The organism is Neobacillus sp. BF23-41, from assembly GCF_041106275.1.
In genome coordinates this window covers 366,598-387,191 of record NZ_JBGBPR010000002.1, presented here as the reverse complement: position 1 = coordinate 387,191, position 20,594 = coordinate 366,598, and the positions used below count along the sequence as shown (strand labels likewise).

Genomic DNA, 20,594 nt, shown 5'->3' with positions numbered 1-20,594 from the left:
TTCTCCCATTTTATAAAGATTGGCTCCAATCATGTACAGCATTATTTTCTAGAAAACGCTCAGAATCAAGTGCAGCCATAAAGCCTGTTCCTGCAGCAGTAATAGCTTGACGATATTTATGATCCTGTACATCTCCACATGCAAATACTCCTGGTATATTTGTTTCTGTAGTACCTGGTTTTACGACAATATAACCTGTTTCATCTATCTCTACTTGGTTATTTAAGAAATCTGTATTTGGACGATGGCCAATTGCAATAAAAATACCGTCTGTTTCAATTACTTCTTCCTTACCAGTTTCGTTATTTTTAACTTTTAGACCAGTTACTTTTCCATCTGCTATTACTTCTACTGGTGTTTTATTTAATCCCCAAGTAATCTTCTCGTTTGCTTTTGCACGATCTTGCATAATTTTAGATGCACACAGTTCTTCTCTACGATGTACAATATTGTAAATATCGATGAATAGATATTCTTACCCTTGATGATTCCAATAAGAATCTTCGAGGATTTTGTGTGGATTTGGGTCATGCGCAAAATTACAACAGATATAAAAGTAGTGGATGATCAAGAAACTGATATTAAGATTATACTGAAATAGTACATAATGAGGGCATAAATCAATGAAGTTTAAAAAAAGGTTTGAAAGAAAATGATGATACACTAATAAGCAAACTGTTTGAACAAAATGAGGGTTGGGTTAATGTATGGACCGGTTTAAATGAGTATCCTGAATTAGGTATAAAATTGAGGGGAGCATTAGAGTTTAAACTCCATTCGATGATTTAAGAGAGCCTTTTGGCTCTTTTTATTTTGAAAAAGTTTTAACTTTGTAAATTTGTGTTTTGCTGTCCTACCCTACCCCTACAGGGATTATTTCTATTAGGATCATGGTCCTTTGCTTACTCTAAGCTATATTTATATTATGTAAACTGGAGAGGATAAAGTTTTCACTTATTATAAAACGGATTTACATAAATATGGGGATGCCTTTACATAATATAGAAGAATATGAATTCCTTTGTAATGGGGAGGTGATTAGATGTTCTTCAAAAAACGAAAGATTAGAAATAATAAAGACAAACAGGCCGTGACTGAGAATTCACAAGATATTGAAGAACTGTTTGCTAAGGCCAAAAAATCTAGTGATTTTAAACAATTTTCCCTTACGGATGAATTGGGACATTTAATCATTTCTTACTACAATACACTGATCGATCAACAACAACTCCAACTGAAAATTTTACTGATTTTCCGAGAGACACCTTTTGAACAGGACAAACTAGGGAAAATTGATGACATAAAGAAAATTATCTCAATTGAAGACATTGTGATTACGGATAATGTAAAAGAGGCAGAATCAAAGCTACTTAAAGGTTATGCGATTCTTCAAATGAAGGAAAATGATCAAAGGTTTGCTTTAATTCTCTTATCTAATGATACAGCTGGCTTGCGTGAACAAAATAATGTTGAAAATGAGTATAGTGTTGTGGGGCCGCTAATTGGGTTTGTTGAAAATATTGATGTAAATATACATTTACTAAGGCAGCAAATTAACACATTTGATTTGATCACGAAGGAAATTAGCGTTGGCTCTACATCACATACTAGAATTATCATTGCTTATATTGAAGGAATTACGGATGAGCAGCATGTTAATACCATAACCCAACGCCTTCAAGATATTGATTTTGATATCGTTTATGATACGTCTCAGCTTCATCAATTAATAACTGGTAATTCCCTGACACCGTTTCCCTTGCTTCTTTCAACTGAAAGAGTGGATAGGGCGGCTCATGCTCTAAATATGGGACAGGTAGCTGTTTTTAGTAATGGGTCGCCTTATGTCATTACAGGACCTGCTACGTTAATAGATTTTTTTATTACACCTGAAGATTACTTTCTACCATGGATTATTGCATCTTTTTTCCGTTTAATACGGATTTTTAGTGTCCTTTTCTCCATTTTTGCCACGTCTATTTATGTAGCCGTTTTAACTTACCATTACGAAGTAATTCCAAACGATTTATTCGGTTCACTTAGTTTTTCTCGTCATAATGTTCCGTTTCCGCCGGTATTTGAGGTGGTTTTTTTGGAATTCACGATTGAACTTTTACGTGAAGCTGGAGTACGGTTACCTACTAAGGTAGGACAAACATTGGGAATAGTGGGCGGTATTGTTATTGGCCAAGCTTCAGTTGAGGCGTCACTTACAAGCAATGTCTTACTCATTATAGTAGCCTTATCAGCCTTAGCTTCCTTTACTACCCCTATTTATAAAATGTCGAACACGATACGTTTTTTACGTTTTCCTTTAATTATCGCCGCGTCTATGTGGGGCGGACTAGGTATCGTTATGGGGATTGCCTTTTTAATCGTCCATCTTACACGGTTAGAATCATTAGGAACACCCTATACCGTTCCATTTTATCCTTTTAGGCCTCAAGATTTGAAGGACAGCATTATCCGTTCCTCTTATAGTGAAACTTCCAAAAGGCCAAGTTATTTACGTCCTAAATCAATTTGGAGATACCATCCATATAATCACAAAAAAAAGAAAAGTGATTTTGATGAATGATCAGAAAAGGGTATTAGAGGTGAAGTATGAAATCATTTTTTCTGTTAACTTTTATCCTAATTTTCTTCTTATCAGGGTGTGAAGATCAAAGGATCATTGATGAAGTTCAGATTATAGAAACCATTGGATATGATATGGAAAAAGACAAAGTGAAAGGAATGGTTATCTATCCTACATTTGCGGAAAAAGGAATGCCCAAATTAAAAAGCTTTAGAACTGTGTCTGATTCGTATGAAGATATTCTTCCGAGAATGAATTCAAAATCTGCATTTCCCGTTGAAATAGGAAAATTAGATTTTATATTGTTCGGCAAGGAATTTGCAAAACAAGGGATTGATGATGTTTTAATTAATTTTAGCAGAGACCCGAATGTTGGGAGTCGAATGCAGTTGAGCATAGCCGAAAACACAGCTGAAAAAATACTTAATTCAAGTCAAGATGTGAATCTTTCATTCCATTTAAGTAATAAAATTAATCAGAACATTGAAAAGGGCAATTTGCCAAAAACAAATTTGCACGTATTTTTGACAAATCTTTATGATGAGGGGAAGGATCCATTTTTACCTTACTTAATCCTGGAGGAAGGTCAAGTCAAAATTGACGGGTTAGCCTTATTAAAGAAAGGTAAGTTTGTAAATAATATTAATTTAAGGGAGTCATTTATTGTGAAAATATTACATGATGGCTCAAAAAGTGGACAATATAAAACAAAAATTAAGGTTCACAACAAGGCTGGTTATATTTTATTGACAAGTCTGGATGCCAAAGCTAAATATACGGTTGACAAAAGCGAAAGTATTCCACGTATATTGATCGATTTAACCATCGATGCAGAGGTTAAAAATTCCTCATCTTGGATTGATTTAAGCACCAATAAAAATCGCCTAAAAATGGAACAGATTTTAAATGAACACTTTAATGAAGAAGTCCAACGTTTAATTTCGTTGTTACAAGGATACAACGTAGATCCACTTGGATTGGGAGACAAGGTTAGAGCCACATCAAGAAATTGGGACTATCAACGTTTTAAGGACATATACCCTGATTTAAAAACCACTGTACACACAAATGTTAACATCCTAAATACGGGTATTGAAGAATAAGTCTGCATTTTCCGAGGTGAACTATGTGAAAACTATACTCAACGAACAATATTTAATATCTCCTTTTTACGTTTTCTTTCTGATCTACTCGAATATTATTGGCGTAGGAATCATGGGTTTTCAAAGAGATATAACGAAGGATGCTGGTTATGATGCATGGATTTCCATCATTTTATCTGGTGTAAGCATTCATATACTAGTTTGGATGATCTATCGTATTGTTGGAATTACTAATAATGATATCATACATGTTCACCAATTTTGCTTTGGAAAATGGATTGGCGGACTGTTCAACATTTTTGTAATCTTCTACTTTCTTGTATTGGCGTTAATTGTTTTCCTTGTTTATATTGAGGTTGTTCAAGTTTGGCTGTTTCCCTTAATGAAGACCTGGCAAATAACCTTCATTCTTCTAGTCCTCGTTTATTACATTGTATCCGGTGGATTCCGCGTGATTACTGGAGTGTGTTTCTGGGGAACTCTCATACCTTTTGTTATACTGTTTCCCCTTAATTTTTTTGCATTAGAATTTGCCACTCTCAATCATTTATTACCCTTTTTTAATCACTCTGTTAAGGAAATAGTATTATCATCTAAAGCTATGGTGTTTCAGTATCTAGGCTTTGAGACTTTATTCATGTTCTACCCATTCATAAAAAATCCAGAAAGATCACAAAAATGGGCCCATTTTGGACTTCTGCTTTGCGTCTTTCTATATCTTATAGTAGCACTCATCACATTTGTCTACTTTAGTGAAGGGCAGCTACCCAATACGATATGGCCGACGTTAGTTCACATGAAAGTTGCAAAATTTCCTCTAATAGAAAGAGTCGAATTTTTTATTGTTTCGATTTGGTTACTTCTTGTATTACCCAATATCAGCGTGAAAATATGGGCAGCTTGCCGTGGTATGAAGAAATTAGTAAATGTGAAACAGCGTATAAGTCTGTTAATTGTCCTGGTCCTATTCTTTATTATAGCTAATGTGCTCAAAGAGAGGAGTCAAATAGAGCGATTGAATGAAATGTATTCAAACATTGCTTTTTACTTTGTGTATCTATATATCCCTTTTCTCTTTTTGTACATTCATATTAAGCATAAAATAACTAAGTAGGATAGAAAGCTTCTAGAAACTTATAATACAATCTGGGCAGATCGTTTTGTAAGGATTCAACAGAAAAGGTCAGCAGTTACATTTGGGAAGGGGAACCATTCCAAATCACAGAAATTACAATGGATGATCCTAAACTAAGTGAGGTTTTAGTTCGCCTTATTGCGTCGGGGATTTGTCACACTGATTGTTCTAACACAAATCAAGCTTACCATTATATATTTCTCCCATGAAAATTAAAAAAGCTCAAAATCCAGAAAAAACCACAACAAAATAGACCCAGTAAAAACGCTTTTTAAAAAAAGGCTGAGCCTTATGAGTGATCTGATTGAGTTTGGTAAATCGTTAAACAAAAACCTCCAACCATTGCAAATTAAGTAAAGGCTAGCGCGACGATCAAAAAAGGATTAATCTCCCATGAGTGCTACCCATAAAGGGCGCGACAGTCGGTGGTACACCGTGGTCGTCGGAGTCAGACTATCGGATGGGCTCAAAGGCACCATAGTTCAACGACCTTCTTCGCCAGCCATTAAAACATTATCGACATAGAGACCAATTTTCATTCTCTGTGGGTGAAGCGCTGATTTTTACGCTTCATGGATGGCCAACGGGGCAGGATAGTTCAACAAGCACAGTTTATTCGACTATATGAACCTCTAAAGGGATTTTTTGAAACTTGTTGAATTTCTTTAGGTAAGATTCAATGAAAGGTGGAAAACAATGAAAATAGCCAGTTCTCCTATTAATAGTAAAATAAACAATGTTTTTATCCATGTTGAAGATTTAAAAAAATCAGTTGAATGGTATTGCGATCTCCTTGGTATCTCTCGGAATAATGACTCTGTAGAATCACCTGTTTACAATATTCCTGTAACAAGTGAAACTGGATTAACTTTAGATGACCATACGTTTGATCCAAATTTTATATTTAAGCCATCCAATAATGTCTTATTTAATTTCTACGCAAAAGATATAGACGAAGCTTACCAATTCATCAAGATTAATAACATAGCCATTGTTAAAGAAATAGAGCGTATTGGAGATTTTGCTTATTTTAACTTTCAAGACCTAGATGGTAATGTACTTATGATTTGTAATGGTTAATTTTCTTAGGGAGTAGTCGGCTCACTACTCCCTTAACTTAAGTTTTTTCGCATTTCCTTTTAACTTCACAGTTTGTGTCAACTCTACAATAATCCTTAATGGAACTCCCTCAGTTTAATAGATAATGCTCACGAATACTCGCTTATTCGCAGGATTTCAAACCACATGGTATAGGTTGCTTTAGATGAACGAAAGAGATAGGACCGTTTTGATAAGATGAGGGCAGATTGAAATAGGGGATCTATTGAGAATCCTATATTATTACATATGCTGCACGCATTTTCCACGCTGCCCCTGGAGGCTTTCCCTCCCATGTCTCAACGGGTCATAATCATATGCCCTTTCATTCCTTCGTCATGCCTATCCAAGGGGTGGAGGCCGGTTTTGCTAACGGAACGGGTCATTGCCCTTTTGTTCATTACATCCAGTACTTCGTACTTTCTTTGAAATCCTACGAATAAGCCAACTTTCGTTAAATAACAATGTAAATGTAAATTTACGCTGCTAGTTGTTCAAGAGGGAAGACCATTTCCGGTTTATAGGCAGAGCCATTATGAGCAATCCCTACTAGGACACGGGCGAGTTTTCCACAAAGTTTCATGATGGATTTCATTTTCTTAATCTTCTTCACTTTAAGTTAGGTACTTTGAAGCTGAAGGCATACTGGGTTTGGAAGAGAAACGAGGGAAAGCGAAGGGGCTTGGTAAGGGCAGACCAAGAACATCTCAGAAGGATCCAGAAGAAAAAATCAGACGTTTAGAGGCGGAGAACGAAATGCTAAAAAAGCTCTTAAAGATGTAAAAGGGGGAATGAAGGCAGTAACGACAAGGAAAAAGTATGAGGTAATTAGGGAAATGTCCAAGGAACACTATCCTATTCAGTTATTATGCGAAATTGCACATGTATCAAGAAGCGGATACTACAAATGGTTAAAACGTAAAATATCCCCTTCTGAAAAGCAACTGGATGATGAAGAGATTAAGAAAAAAATTATAGGATGCTACAATAAACTCAAAGGAATCTATGGGTATCGAAGAGTAAAAGGTATGGCTGGATAAAACCTACGGTTTAAACCTGAACCACAAGCGTGTCCAGCGTCTTATGCGGGAGCTATGGTTAAAGTCCCTGATTCGGAAAAGGAAACCTTATTACGGGAAGAAAGAAGCATATGTCATTTCTAAAAACCTTCTTAATAGGGATTTTCATGCATCCAGATCTAATGAGAAATGGGTAACTGACATTACATATTTGATTTTTAATAGACAGAGACTTTTCCTATCCGCCATAAAAGACCTCTATAACAATGAAATCATTTCTTATCAAGTCAGCCGGAGAAACTACTTAAAACTTGTAATAGATAACAATAAAAAAAGCATAGTAAGTTTTTTGGTTCTGGTGCAAAAATAAATTTTCGAAAAGAGAAAACGGTCACCATGAAAAGAGGCCGGATTCAGCGTGAATCCGGCCTCTCCCATAAAAAAATTCATATACGGTAATATTGGGGTTGATGACTCTTGTCACCGGTATAATCGAACTAATTAAAAGTACTTTTGAATCGCATCCGGAGGATCTTGACGATAAGCCAGTTTCCAAACTTTTAAGACATTTTCTTTTGTTACTTTCATTGCTGGTACAACATAGAATGGAGCTACTTCCTTACCAAGTAATGAATATCCCGCAATAATTGCTTGAGCAACTCCATTTTCATAAGGTAATTGCGCTCCAAGACCTTTTATATTTCCTTCAGAAGCAATTTGAAGCGCCACATTACTTCCCAAATCAACTGTAGTAATGACTATATCATTTATCCCTGCTTTACGAGCTGCAGCTAGTGCTCCTTCCGCTGGTTCATCCCAAATTGCAAAAATACCATCTAAATCTGGATTTCTTGCTAACATACCAGAGGCTACTTTTTCAGCATCGGTTGGAGTTGTAATTCCAACACGTGCAACAATTTTAATATTTGGATATTTTTCTTTAATCGTCGTTTCGAATGCTTTTACACGCTGATTATTTACAAAGAAATCAATATTGTGGAAAATAATACCAATCTTACCTTTTCCTTTAAGTTCTTTACCCATGATCTCGCCGGCAAATGTACCATTTCCATAGTTATCGGATGATACAATGCTTACATAATCTTTGCCAAATTCTAATCCTGCAGGCATGCTATCCATAAAGATTAGTTTGATTCCTGCTTCTGCAGCCTTTTTAAAAGCGGGAGCAGTTGCAACTGGATCAACCGGTAAACTTACGATAACATCTGGTTTTTTAGCCATGATTATTTCGATATCTGAAATTTGTTTTGCAACCTTAAATTGTGCATCCGTAACAGCAACAACTTCAATACCCATTTTTTCAAAAGTATCTTTCAAACCACTAATGATCGCAGTTGAAAAATCATTTTCTGTATAGTGCATCGCAATAGCCGCCTTATAATTCTTTTCCTTAAGCTTTTTCAGGTCTTTCAAAGATAACTGGAGTGTTTTGGCTGAAACAGCCTCCTCTCCATGCGGCCCAGTGCTTAAAATTTTATCATCCGGAATATTTTGATTAATAGTACTATTCAGCGTCTCTCTTATGATGGTCAAAAACTCTTTTACATTAAAGGGTTTTGTCACGTAATTATCAAACCCCTTGTCTAATGTATATTGAATATCCTGCGGTATCGCATTGGCACTTACAGCAATTACCGCAATATCTTTTGTTTGTTTCATTGTTTTTAACATATCAAATATTTCATAACCATGGATATCCGGGAGGTTTAAATCAAGCAGAATCAAGTCCACGTTTTCATTCGCTGCCATTTCTAATCCTTCTTTTCCTGTACGAGCTGATAAAAGCGTATAGGAAGGCTGCGATTTCATAATGTTCCTTACTAAGTTCAAGTTCGACTCGTTATCTTCAATATACAGCAAACGGTAGCAATCTGCCTTACGGAAATTTCCCTCAGTAAGTACAACCTCTTCACCCCATCTCATGACAGCCTTTAAATCATTCGGAAGCGGCAGACTAAAGAAAAAATCACTGCCTACTCCTTTTTGGCTCGTTACACTAATGTTGCCCCCCATTAGCTGGACGAGCTGTTTTACTAAATACAATCCAATGCCTGTACCTTCTTCTTGTGTCCCTTCAATTCGATAAAATGGAATAAACACTTTTTGATATTCTTCAACTGAAAGTCCGCCCCCAGTATCCACAAAATGAATGAATTGATCGTTTTCTTTCAAATAAGAGAAAATAATGACTTTGCCGCCTTCCCGGTTATATTTAATCGCATTATCGAGAAGATTAAGAAGGATTTGCTTAAGGCGAATGGGATCGGCAAGAACGAAGACGGTTTGCCATTGATCCAATTGGTTATGAATACTGATTCTTTTTTTCTTGGCCAGCGGTTGCACTATATTGATACATTCATTGATAATGGTCAGCAGATCAACTTCTTCAATCGAAACTTTTAATTGGCCTGTCTCTATTCTTGATACATCCAAAATATCATTAATTAAACTTAATAAATGTCTTCCACCACCTAAAATTTCTTGGACAAAATCACCCTGTTCTTTATTTAAGGTTTCATCCATTTCTAATAGCTGTGCAAAACCAAGGATTCCATTCAATGGTGTACGGAGTTCATGACTCATTTTAGACAGAAAGTCGGATTTGGCCATATTGGCTTTTTCTGCCTCTTCTTTAGCTCGAATTAAATCATTTTCCGTATTTTTCCATTCGGTGATATCAGAAATTGTAACAAGGGCAGCCTGTTCTTCATTATCACAAATTTTAAGAGGTGTTGAATTTACTGAAATCCATTTTATATAACTATTCCCGTTGTTAATACCCAATATGAAATTATGGAAAGGAATACCGTGCTTAAGTGTTATTATTCCTGGTAACTGGGAATAGGGTAATGGTGATCCGTCTTCTTTAACATATTCTAGTTGCATTAAGCTGGATTTAGTTAAGAACTCTGATTTAATGCCCAGTATTTTTTCTGCATTTTCATTTAAGGCAACCATTTTCCCCGACTTTTCAAGAATCATGACACATTCGGACATGGTCCGAAGAACTTCCTTATATAAATTATCCCTATAGTTGACTTCCATTTTTTCTCCACCAATCCCTTTCGATTCAAAAAAACTTTGTTAACTAGATGATCTGTCTTATACTGTAAGTAGTTAAGGTTCATAAACAATTGCAAATTAAATAATAAGGGGCTATTTATCATCATTTTCTCACATATTATCTAGTTAATACGTAGAAAGGTTCCGTAACAATCGATGGGATAATAGTTTTAACCAAACTTCAATTACATGAGGGATGATTTATGAAAGTTTTGATTGCAGAGGATAATGCGGCATCTAGAAAATTGTTAAAGCATCTGATTAAATTTGTTCCGAACTATCAAATTGTCGGAGAAGCAGTAAATGGTGAGGATTTAATCAATAAGGTGTTAATGGAAAAGCCTGACATCGTGTTAGTTGATATTAACATGCCTTTATTGAACGGAATGGAAGCGGTTAAATCGTGTAAAAAAATTCTGCCAACCTTGCAGGTTATTTTTATCACAGGCCATGATGAATATGCGCTGGAAGCCTTTGGAGTAAATGCAATTGATTACATTGTTAAACCGATTGAACGGGACAGGCTTTATTCCGCTTTAGAGCGGGCAGCAGCCCTTTCGAAGCAAACCGGCACGGTTCCGCCTCCTGCTCCAGTCAAAAAAGATTTAATGATCAAGCAGCACAATCAATATTCCTTTATTCCGTTAGACGAGATTATTTTTATTGAAAAAGCAGAACGAAAGTCCGTCATTCATACGATTGATAAAAAAATTGAATTAAATGAGGCGTTAACGAATCTCGAAGAGCTCCTTGATTCGCGATTTGTTGTTTCTCATCGTTCTTTTATTATTAATTTGCAGTATTTAACAGGAATAGAAGTGGCTGGTCAAACGTATATAGCACATTTTAAAAATTACGAAGAAACAGCAAGGGTCTCTAAGCATAAGCTAGTTGAATTGCAAAAATGTAAATCGTTGTAAAAGTAAGGCTCAGTAATGAAAAATTACTGGGTCTTATTTTTTTTAAAAAATGCTTTTTTTGTTCGAATGAATGAAAGGGCTTTCTGGGCGAATGAAATTAACAGTCAAATGGACAAAAAGCTTGTCTGGAGTCGATTAGACGACAAATTTGTAATCGTTTACAATCTGAGTATAGAAACTGGAATGGAAAAGAGGACAAAGATGGTTGGGATTGTAGATGTAGCAAAAAGGGCTAATGTTTCTACTGCAACAGTATCCCGAGTATTAACCAAGCCTGAAACAGTAAGGGAAACAACGACGGAAAAAGTGTTAAAGGCGATTGAAGCATTGAATTATCAGCCTAATATCCTAGCACGCCAGTTAAGAAGGCTCGAAACGAAAACGATCCTAGTCGTTGTCCCGGACATTACAAATCCCTTTTTTTCAAAGGTGTTAAGGGGTATTGAAGCTGTCGCTGTTGCAAAAGGATATCAGGTTTTACTCGGCGATACAGGCAATGATTTGGAACGAGAAAAGGGGTATTTAAACATCCTGCAGCAAAAAAAAGCAGATGGAATGGTTTTATTAACCGCCAGAATGGATGCAGCAGCTGTTGAAGAGGTGGCCCGAAGGTTTCCGGTGGTGCTGGCATGTGAGTATATTGAAGGCTCTAGCATCCCAACTGTTTCGATTGATAACATCAGTGGTGCCAGAAAGGCAATGGAATATTTAATCGACTTGGGACACGAAAGAATTGGCTGCATCACTGGATCTCTCGATATCGTGTTGAGCCGAGACCGCCTCAAAGGATTTTATCAGGCGATGGAAAGGAAAAACCTTATCGTTGACCCCGTGTTAGTCCAAGAGGGTGACTTCTCATTTGATAGCGGTTTTAATCTCATGATGAAGTTTTTCGCCCTTGGCCAACTCCCAACGGCGATATTCGCTGCAAACGATGAAATGGCAATGGGCGTGATTAAAGCGATTAAATCTAAGGGTCTTAATGTGCCTGAGGATATTTCGGTTCTAGGTTTTGATAATCTGAAATTTTCCTCCATATTCGAACCGGGTCTTACAACGATTGCACAGCCGGCATTCGAAATCGGCGAGAACGCGATGGAATTACTAATGAAGCTCATCAACAAAGAGGAAGTCAAACGCGAGCAAATTATCTTAGCTGACCAGTTGGTTGTAAGGGAGTCGGTAAGAAGTATTTAAAAATTTTTAAAAAGACATGTAATCCTTTACATTTTTTTGGATTTCATGAAATTTCTCGAATGTAAACGATTACTAGTCAAAATTCAATAAACTTTAATTTTTGTAAAGGGGGTGGTGCCACACTTATAGATTGTAAGGTGGTACCGACAAATAACGAGCTTCAACTAAATAACTACTATAGTGGGGGTAATCAAATGAAAAAGAGTTTTTCTATTACAGTTTTACTGTTACTTGTTTTAAGTGTTTTTCTTGCAGGGTGTGGCGGAAAAAAATCTACATCTGAACAAGCGAGCACGAAAAAGAATGAAAACTACTCAGAAATAGCTTCAGGACCATTAACGATCAATCCAAAGATTCCTGATTTAGCGGTACAAGATAAAGGGCCGAACGGAGAACAGGCCGTTTCAGCTAAGACATTGCAGCTTACGGAAGATGAGCTAAAGAAGATTAAAGAAGGTAATTATAAAGCGGCGATTGTTATGCACTACTCTGGTACTGACTATATGAATGCCGCAGTTGGTGCGATGAAGGATACATTTAAGAAGATGGGCATCAAGATCGTTGCTGTAACAGATGCACAGTTCAAAGCGGAAAAGCAAGTAAATGATATCGAAACCGTTTTAGCGAAAAAGCCGGACATTATGATTTCTGTTCCAGTTGATGCCGTATCTACCGCACCAGCTTATAAAAAGGCTGTTGCCCAAGGCGTAAAGTTAGTATTCATGGATGGTGCTGCACAAGGTTTAGTTGCAGGTAAAGATTACATCAGTATTGTGTCTGGTGACAACATGGGTAACGGAGCAACCGCAGCAGACATTATGGCTGAAAAACTTGGCGGAAAGGGTAAAGTCGGCATTGTGTATCACGATGTAAACTTCTTTGTAACCAAAAACCGTTCTGATGCTTTTGAAAAAAGAATCAAAGAAAAATATCCAAATATTGAGATTGTCGCAAAAAGTGGGATTACTGGTCCAAATCAGGCAGAAGAAGTAGCATCTGCTATGTTGACAAGACACCATGATATTGATGGTATCTTCGCTCCATGGGATGTACCGGCTGAAGGTGTTATGGCTGCAGCAAGAACGGCTGGCAGGGATGACCTAGTTGTTACAACAGTTGACTTAGGTACAAACGTAGCAATCTCAATTGCACAAGATGGAATTGTTAAAGGTCTTGGAGCACAGCTGCCATATGACCAAGGTGTAGCACAAGCGATCCTTGCCGGCTATGCCCTAATAGGAAAAGAAGCACCAGCGTATGTTGCTTCACCATCAATCAAAGTTACGAAAGAGAATGTATTAGATGAATGGAAGTTAATCTACGGAACAGAGGCTCCTGACACAGTAAAAAATGCGATGAAATAATTTTAAAAAAAGGATAGTGGCTGCTTTTGAAAGCAGCCTCTAACATAAAAAGAAGGTGAACTTGGATGGAACAACCGATTCTCGAAATGAGAGGTATTAATAAAGCTTTTAATGGGATTACCGTTTTAAACGATGTACATTTTTCCGTCAAAAAAGGTGAAGTTCACGCCTTGATGGGGGGAAATGGTGCCGGGAAATCGACGTTAATGAAAATCCTCACAGGCGTATACTCTGCAGACAGCGGCGAGATTTTAATTGAAGGAAAACCGGTAAGCATTAAAAGTTATGATGATGCTCAAAAGAATAATATATCGATGATTTTCCAAGAGTTTAGTTTAATTCCTACCCTTACCGTCGCTCAAAACATCTATCTTACTCGTGAGAAGAAAACATCATTAGGGCTGCTCGATGATAAGGATTGTGAGAAGAAAACAGAAAAATTGCTTGAAGAATTAGGCGTAGGTATTAGACCAAATGATGTAGTTCAAAATTTGGGGGTTGGCTATTGGCAGATGACGGAAATTGCCAAAGCACTTTCCCAAGAAGCAAAGATTCTGATTATGGATGAGCCAACCTCGTCCTTAACCAAAAATGAAACGGAAGTACTCTTTAGTTTTATTAACAAATTGAAAGCAAAAGGTTATTCCATCATCTATATTTCTCACCGGATGGATGAAATCTTTGAAATATGTGACCGAATCACGATTATGCGTGATGGCCGATATATCACAACAGAAAAATGCAGTGAAACCGATCTTGATACTGTAATTTCACATATAGTCGGTATGCAATTTGACCAAGCGTTTGAATGGAAAGAACGTTCCTACGCAACGGACGTGCCGCCCATTTTTGAAGTAAGAAACTTAAGTGCCGAACATGTCCAAGATATTAATCTAAAAATTCAGCCGGGTGAAATCGTTGGAATTGCCGGGTTAATGGGAAGCGGCCGGACGGAATTACTTCGAAATCTCTTTGGGATTGACCCAATTAAGAGTGGAGACATCTACATCAGTGGTCAAAAACAATCCATTAAGAATCCTAAGAATGCCATAGAAGCCGGACTTGCATTGATTCCGGAGGACCGCCGGATGCAAGGATTGGTCCTTGAACATAGTGTCAAGGATAATATGATTCTTCCAATTCTTTCGAAGGTGAAAAAAGGAGCTTTTATTGATAGTAAGAAATCCAATGAGATTAGTAATGAATTTGTAAGGAAGTTAAATATTAAAACGGATAATATTTTTAAAAAGGCCGGGTTGTTATCGGGCGGTAATCAGCAAAAAATCGTTCTAGCTAAATGGCTGGCGAACGACCCTACTGTCTTGATGTTGGATGAACCAACGATTGGTGTGGATATTGGTGCAAAAACGGAAATTGTGGAGATTATTAGAGCCATGGCCGAAAACGGCAAGGCAATCCTTGTGGTCTCTTCCGAACTTCCAGAACTGCTTGCATTGAGTGATCGTGTCATCGTTATGCATGATGGGAAAATTAAAAAGGAAATGACCCGCAGGGAGATTAAATCAGAGGAGGAATTACAATATGCAATCCAAGGTTTCTAGTATTCAAAAGCCAGCAACTCCTTCATTGAAAGGATTCGAGTGGCGTAATTATATTGTCTATTTTGCCTTCGTGGGCGTATTAATCTATTTTTCTATCAGCTTAAGTGATGAAGGTTTCTTAACTTCAGGGAACTTATTAAACATTGTTAGACAAACAGCGACGATTTCTTTGATGGCGTTGGCAATGACATTTGTTATTAGTACAGGGGAGATTGACCTTTCTGTTGGTTCCATTGCTGCCCTTTCTTCTCTAGTCGGTGCATTAGCCATCCAAGCGGGTTATGGCATTATTGGTGGACTCATCGGCGGTGTAGGTACTGGACTTGTGGTTGGATTAATCAATGGTTTGCTAGTAACAAAAGTAGCGATTCCTTCCTTCTTGGTAACACTGGGAACGATGGGAGCCATTAAAGGTGCTGCGATGTGGGTTACAGATACTGCTCCAGTTCCGATTGTAGACGCAAATTTCAATTTCATCTTTGGTTCAGGGGACATTGGTCCAATTCCAGTTTTACTTATTTGGACTCTAGTATTTACAGTGATTGCTCATATCTTACTTCGTAAAACATCTTTTGGCCGTCAGGTATTGGCGACAGGTGGTAACGAAAATGCGGCAAGATTCTCTGGCGTAAAGACAATGAAGATCAAGCTAATGGTATTCCTTGCAACTGGTTTAATGGCTGGTTTAGCTGGTCTTCTCTATGCGGGCCGTATGAATGCCGGACGTTTCTCCTTCGGTGAAGGCGATGAGCTTTCTGTTATCGCTGCGGTTATTCTTGGTGGAACAAGCTTGTTTGGCGGTGTAGGAACGATTATCGGAACGATTGTTGGTTCCCTAATGATCGGTACAATCAACAATGGTTTGATTATCATGGGTCTTGATGTCAGCCAGCAAATGATTATCAAAGGAATTATCATTATCTTGGCGGTGGCATTTGGTAAGAAAGCGTTGAAGAGGTAATTTTTAATAAAGGTTTCCGCGGAATAATAGCAAAATTCTGCGGAATTCCCCCGGAAATTGACGGAATTAATGAGAAAACTGGCGGAATTTCCTCGGAAATTGGCGGAATTAATGATAAAATCGGCGAAATTCTTTTCAAAAAAAGCGGAATGACCCTATAAGGTCTATAAATTTGCATCCTTGAACAACACGATCAACTTTTGAACAGGAGGAAGAAAGGTGGAGAAGATTAAAGTTGGTATCATCGGTACTGGTTTTATCGGGCCGACTCACATAGAAGCCATCAGAAGGCTTGGTTTTGTAGAAGTAGCTGGTTTGGCGGAAACCAGTCAAGAAATGGCTGAAAAAAAGGCAGCTGAGCTTGGAATTCCGAAGGCCTTTGGTGATTACCGAGAAATGCTGAAAGACAGCGAAATCCAGGTCGTGCACAATTGCACACCAAATCATCTTCATTTTGCCATTAATAAAGAGATTATTTTAGCTGGAAAGCATGTTGTCTCAGAGAAACCGCTGGCTATGAACAGTGATGAATCAGCAGAATTGTTGGAGTTAGCAGAAAAACAAGGCGTCATCCATGCGGTGAACTTTAATTACAGACAGCATGCGAGTGTACAAAACTTAAAAGCGAAAATCACTGAAGGTGATCTTGGGAAAGTGAACATGGTTCACGGAAGCTACTTGCAGGACTGGTTATTATATGAAACAGACTACAACTGGCGTTTGGCGCCGGAAGTAGGCGGAAAGTCACGCGCAGTAGCTGACATTGGTTCCCATTGGTGTGATACCGTCCAATTTGTAACAGGCAAAAGGATTGTCGAAGTTTTTGCCGATTTAGCAACTGTTGTTCCAGTAAGAAAGAAGCCTACAGGAAACGTAGCTACTTTTGGGGCACAGACTATAGAAGATATGGAATATGAAGATGTTCCAATTAATACAGAAGATTATGCATCCGTTCTTGTTCGTTTTGAAGATGGATCAAGAGGAGTCTTTACTGTATCTCAAGTAAGTGCCGGACGGAAAAATAGATTAAGCTTTGAGATTAATGGAAGTCAAGCTTCAATATTCTGGAACCAGGAAGAACCAGAGAAGCTATGGATCGGGCACCGGGATAAAGCAAATGAAGTTCTATTAGCGGATCCGGCGTTGTTTTCACCTGAGGCAAGGTCTGCTATTCATCATCCTGGAGGGCATAATGAAGGCTGGCCAGATGCTTTGAAAAATATGATGTTGAATTTCTACTCGTTTGTTCGCGATGGCAAAAGCCTGAAAACAGACAAGTCTAATTTTGCGACATTTGCAGACGGGCACCTTTCGATGTGTATCACAGACGCAATCTTGGAAAGTAACGAGCAGCAGAAATGGGTGAAGGTTTCTGCAGGAAAGAAGGTACTTTCATGAAACTAGGTGTATTTACCCCGCTGTATCAGAATCTGCCATTTGAAGAAATGCTGGATAAACTGGCAGGCATGGGTGTTGAGGCCGTTGAATTGGGGACAGGAAATTATCCCGGCAACCATCACTGTAATCCGGATGAATTGCTTGCCTCACCTGAAAAAACCAGAGCATTCCTGCGAGCGCTTGAAACAAGGGGAATAACCATCAGTGGTTTAAGCTGCCACGGGAATCCGCTGCATCCGAATGTAACAATAGCCAAAGAGTCACATGACGTTTGGCGAAAAACCGTTTTACTGGCAGAACATTTAGAAGTTCCTGTTATCAATGGCTTCTCCGGCTGTCCGGGTGATCATATAAGTGCAAAAAATCCAAACTGGGTTACATGCTCATGGCCTCCGGAATATTTAGAAGTGCTGAACTGGCAATGGAACGAAGTCGTGATTCCTTATTGGAAAGAGGAAGCAAAATTCGCGAAGTTGCACGGCATTAATCAAATAGCTTTTGAGATGCACCCAGGATTTGTAGTTTATAATCCTGAAACTCTACTAAAGTTAAGGGAGCATGCCGGCGAAAACATTGGTGCAAACTTTGATCCGAGCCACCTTGTTTGGCAAGGAATTGACCCGGTCGAGGCCATCAAAAAGCTTGGCAGGGAAAATGCGATTTTCCATTTCCATGCGAAGGACACTTATTTAGATCAAGCAAATATCAAGATTAATGGTGTTTTAGATACAAAGCATTATAGCCAAATTTTAGACCGCTCTTGGACATTTAGATCAGTCGGATACGGCTCGGACGAAAAAATGTGGAAAGACATAGTAAGTGCCCTTCGAGCGGTCGGATACGATTATGTCATTTCCATCGAACATGAAGATATGCTTGCTTCCACCGACGAGGGACTAAGCAAAGCTATTACTCTCTTAAAAGGGGCCATGTTCAAGGAGAAAATTTCCGAGATGTGGTGGGCATAATTTTTTGGAAGCATGGGGGCGGTTCTCTTGCTTCCAAAGGGAGGGTTTTCCCTCACGCAGCTCATTTGAAGGGAATATGATAGGATAATTGTTTTTCAAAATTAATGATGAATGATTGGAGGCAGTACGATGACAACAATGAATGCAGTATTTTTTCCAGGAGATAAAAAGGTAGAGATTCGCCAGGTTGAAATTCCAACGCCTGGCCAAGGGGAAGTATTAGTTCAGTTAAAAGCATCAGCGATCTGCAGAAGCGATATGAGCTTATATTATGGAACTTCCGTTTTTGAAGGAACAAAATGCGGATGCACGGTACCAGGGCATGAACCTGCAGGAGTTATCACGGAAGTAGGAGCTGGCGTTTCCAATTACAAAGCGGGTGACAGAGTTGCTGTTTACTTAGCTCTTGGCTGTGGTGAATGTGCACATTGTAAGAGCGGCTACAAAATGTTCTGCAAAGAGTTTAAATGTATTGGCTTTGACTCTCACGGCGGTGACGCAGAGTACATGGTCGTTCCAGCTGAAAACTGTATGAGATTGCCAGATAGCATGAGTTTCGTAACGGCCGCTGTTTCAACCGACGCTGTTGGAACCCTTTATCACGCACAAAAGAGATTAGGAATTTCCGGTAGAGATTATCTCGTTATTTTTGGAATGGGTCCTATGGGCGGTGCGGGTGTGATGATCGCCAAAGGATTAGGCGCAACCGTTATTGCTGTTGATATGCTTGATGAGCGCTTGGAGCTTGCGAAGGAATTGGGTGCGGATTATACCATCAATGGTAAAACAATGAATGTTCAAGAAGAAATTGCTCGTATTACAAAGGGTCTTGGTGCAGATGCTGCGATTGATTGTTCCGGAAGCCCTTACGGTGAGAATGATGCATTAGATTGCGTGAGAGCACATGGACGTGTCGCTTTTATCGGGGAAAGTAAAGAGACAACAATCAAACCAAGTGCGCAATTAATTCGAAAACAGATTTCTGTAATGGGTTCTTGGTACTTCCCAATTCAAGAATTTGATGAAATTGCGGAGTTTATTGTTAGAAAGAATCTGCCTGTGGAAAAATTAGTTACTCACCAATTTAAATTGGAAGAAGCGGAAACAGCTTTCCGTTTGTTTGACGAAAGAAAGACTGAAAAAGCTGTGTTTGTTTGGGAATAATCACATTGAATAACAAAAATTTGCTTTATGACTTAATTTTTGAGGAGGATCAAAAAATGAAACTTTCATTTAATACTTGGGTTTATAATTCTTTTCCATCCATGTTGCCCTTTTATCCATTAGAAGAAGTGATTAGTCGAATTGCTGCATTTGGATATGATGGAATTGAAATAGGTTGTGCGAGTCCGCATGCATGGCCTGATTATCTATCCACACAAAGACGTAAGGAAATTCTTCAGCATTTAAAAAGAAATAATCTTAATGTAGCTGCTATGCTTCCCGCACCTGGAGGAGGACCTGGAGTGAATCCAAGTTCAGCTTTGAAAGAAGAGCGTGAATTTACGATCAATCATTATAAGGAAGTCATTCGTTTAGCGCATGACTGGGAATGCCCAACTGTGATGTGGCTTGCCGGCTGGTTTGGTTTTGGTATGAACAAACAAGAAGCATGGAAGTATAGCCGCGAAGGTTTGCAAGATGTGGCAAAATATGCAAAAGACCTTGGAATCACATTAGTAGTTGAACCTCAAGCTGCTGATTGTAATTTAATTGAATCGGCAGATGATGCCCTGCAGTTGGCAGAAGAATCAGGTGAATCCAATGTGAAAGTGATGTTTGATACGTTCCATGCCCTATATCGTAATGAAGTACCGAGTGATTATGTTTATAAAATGAAAGATAAGTTGCATCATGTTCATATTTCGGATGACGATCGTTTACCGCCTGGACAAGGAACGGTAAATTGGGATTCCGTATTAAAAGCATTAAAGGAAATCGATTACAAGGGCTACCTCTCAATGGAAATTGGATTTGGTACTAGAAAAGCAGATCCTGATTGGTATGCAAAAACATCCATTGATTACTTGACAGAAAAGTTAAAAGGAATTGGATGTAAGTCATAACCTAATTGAAAAAAGCATTATCCGGGCGAATGCAGTACGTTTAAATGCCACTGGTTCGCCCAGTTAATCTATTCAAAAAGGCTAATAATAAGAATAAGTGTTTTCCCCTCTTTTAAGTAAATTTAAAACCAAAATTTAATC

General features: G+C 38.2%; 16 protein-coding genes and 3 pseudogenes. 16 read left to right on the top strand and 3 right to left on the bottom strand.

Going from position 1 to position 20,594, the window contains the following annotated elements:
- Nucleotides 1-10: 10 nt before the first annotated feature.
- Nucleotides 11-448: pseudogene (locus AB7942_RS04985) on the bottom strand (NAD(P)/FAD-dependent oxidoreductase); the annotation flags it as partial.
- Nucleotides 449-1,042: 594 nt separating this feature from the next.
- On the opposite strand from AB7942_RS04985, the gene AB7942_RS04980 reads away from it, so the two are divergent.
- The 4 genes from AB7942_RS04980 to AB7942_RS04965 all read left to right on the top strand — a co-directional run bounded on the left by AB7942_RS04980 (nt 1,043) and on the right by AB7942_RS04965 (nt 5,896).
- Nucleotides 1,043-2,578 (top strand): spore germination protein, encoded by a 1,536-nt coding sequence (locus AB7942_RS04980; protein WP_335438397.1) that lies wholly within the window; start codon nt 1,043-1,045, stop codon nt 2,576-2,578.
- Between the two features lie 26 nt (nt 2,579-2,604).
- Entirely contained in the window at nt 2,605-3,681 is a 1,077-nt protein-coding gene (locus tag AB7942_RS04975) for a Ger(x)C family spore germination protein (protein WP_369446034.1), read from the top strand.
- Nucleotides 3,682-3,697: 16 nt separating this feature from the next.
- Nucleotides 3,698-4,795 (top strand): GerAB/ArcD/ProY family transporter, encoded by a 1,098-nt coding sequence (locus tag AB7942_RS04970; protein ID WP_369446033.1) that lies wholly within the window; start codon nt 3,698-3,700, stop codon nt 4,793-4,795.
- 717 nt (nt 4,796-5,512) lie between these two features.
- Nucleotides 5,513-5,896 carry a VOC family protein gene (locus tag AB7942_RS04965; protein ID WP_369446032.1) on the top strand — a complete coding sequence of 128 codons (384 nt, stop codon included), beginning with the start codon at nt 5,513-5,515 and terminating at the stop codon, nt 5,894-5,896.
- A gap of 496 nt (nt 5,897-6,392) precedes the next feature.
- On the opposite strand, the pseudogene AB7942_RS30510 reads toward AB7942_RS04965, so the two are convergent.
- A pseudogene (locus AB7942_RS30510) lies at nt 6,393-6,533 on the bottom strand (IS110 family RNA-guided transposase); the annotation flags it as partial.
- Here AB7942_RS30510 and AB7942_RS04960 point away from each other — a divergent pair.
- The 3 genes and pseudogenes from AB7942_RS04960 to AB7942_RS04950 all read left to right on the top strand — a co-directional run.
- Nucleotides 6,533-6,697 (top strand): annotated as a pseudogene (locus AB7942_RS04960) (helix-turn-helix domain-containing protein); the annotation flags it as partial. The pseudogenes AB7942_RS30510 and AB7942_RS04960 overlap by 1 nt on opposite strands.
- 8 nt (nt 6,698-6,705) lie before the next feature.
- Nucleotides 6,706-6,954 carry a transposase gene (locus AB7942_RS04955; RefSeq protein ID WP_369446031.1) on the top strand — a complete coding sequence of 83 codons (249 nt, stop codon included), beginning with the start codon at nt 6,706-6,708 and terminating at the stop codon, nt 6,952-6,954.
- Nucleotides 6,947-7,303 carry an IS3 family transposase gene (locus tag AB7942_RS04950; RefSeq protein ID WP_369446138.1) on the top strand — a complete coding sequence of 119 codons (357 nt, stop codon included), beginning with the start codon at nt 6,947-6,949 and terminating at the stop codon, nt 7,301-7,303. The genes AB7942_RS04955 and AB7942_RS04950 overlap by 8 nt, the downstream gene beginning before the upstream one ends.
- A gap of 131 nt (nt 7,304-7,434) precedes the next feature.
- Here the strand turns inward: AB7942_RS04950 and AB7942_RS04945 are convergent, their stop codons facing one another.
- Nucleotides 7,435-9,999 (bottom strand): substrate-binding domain-containing protein, encoded by a 2,565-nt coding sequence (locus AB7942_RS04945; protein WP_369446030.1) that lies wholly within the window; start codon nt 9,997-9,999, stop codon nt 7,435-7,437.
- A 221-nt stretch (nt 10,000-10,220) separates the two neighbouring features.
- Between AB7942_RS04945 and AB7942_RS04940 the strand changes: the two genes are divergently transcribed.
- From AB7942_RS04940 to AB7942_RS04900, 9 genes are all read left to right on the top strand, one after another.
- The gene (locus AB7942_RS04940; RefSeq protein ID WP_335401805.1) at nt 10,221-10,937 is read left to right on the top strand and encodes a LytR/AlgR family response regulator transcription factor; all 717 of its coding nucleotides are present in this window, start codon (nt 10,221-10,223) and stop codon (nt 10,935-10,937) included.
- Between the two features lie 201 nt (nt 10,938-11,138).
- Complete coding sequence (locus AB7942_RS04935; RefSeq protein ID WP_369446137.1) at nt 11,139-12,134, top strand: LacI family DNA-binding transcriptional regulator; 996 nt, start codon at nt 11,139-11,141, stop codon at nt 12,132-12,134.
- Nucleotides 12,135-12,328: 194 nt separating this feature from the next.
- Nucleotides 12,329-13,498, top strand: coding sequence for a substrate-binding domain-containing protein (locus tag AB7942_RS04930; RefSeq protein WP_088089836.1), 1,170 nt, complete (start codon nt 12,329-12,331; stop codon nt 13,496-13,498).
- Nucleotides 13,499-13,563: 65 nt separating this feature from the next.
- On the top strand, nt 13,564-15,060 hold the full coding sequence (locus AB7942_RS04925; RefSeq protein ID WP_335438324.1) for a sugar ABC transporter ATP-binding protein: 1,497 nt from the start codon (nt 13,564-13,566) through the stop codon (nt 15,058-15,060).
- Nucleotides 15,041-16,021, top strand: a complete 981-nt coding sequence (locus AB7942_RS04920) for an ABC transporter permease (protein ID WP_088089834.1) — start codon at nt 15,041-15,043, stop codon at nt 16,019-16,021. The genes AB7942_RS04925 and AB7942_RS04920 overlap by 20 nt, the downstream gene beginning before the upstream one ends.
- A gap of 219 nt (nt 16,022-16,240) precedes the next feature.
- Nucleotides 16,241-17,419: a Gfo/Idh/MocA family protein gene (locus AB7942_RS04915; RefSeq protein ID WP_369446029.1), complete on the top strand. Its 1,179-nt coding sequence runs from the start codon at nt 16,241-16,243 to the stop codon at nt 17,417-17,419.
- Complete coding sequence (locus tag AB7942_RS04910; protein WP_369446028.1) at nt 17,416-18,387, top strand: sugar phosphate isomerase/epimerase family protein; 972 nt, start codon at nt 17,416-17,418, stop codon at nt 18,385-18,387. Before AB7942_RS04915 ends, AB7942_RS04910 begins: the two co-directional genes overlap by 4 nt.
- A gap of 129 nt (nt 18,388-18,516) precedes the next feature.
- On the top strand, nt 18,517-19,551 hold the full coding sequence (locus AB7942_RS04905) for a zinc-dependent alcohol dehydrogenase family protein (protein WP_251565891.1): 1,035 nt from the start codon (nt 18,517-18,519) through the stop codon (nt 19,549-19,551).
- Nucleotides 19,552-19,607: 56 nt separating this feature from the next.
- Nucleotides 19,608-20,453: a sugar phosphate isomerase/epimerase family protein gene (locus AB7942_RS04900; protein ID WP_369446027.1), complete on the top strand. Its 846-nt coding sequence runs from the start codon at nt 19,608-19,610 to the stop codon at nt 20,451-20,453.
- The last annotated feature ends 141 nt before the right edge of the window (nt 20,454-20,594 follow it).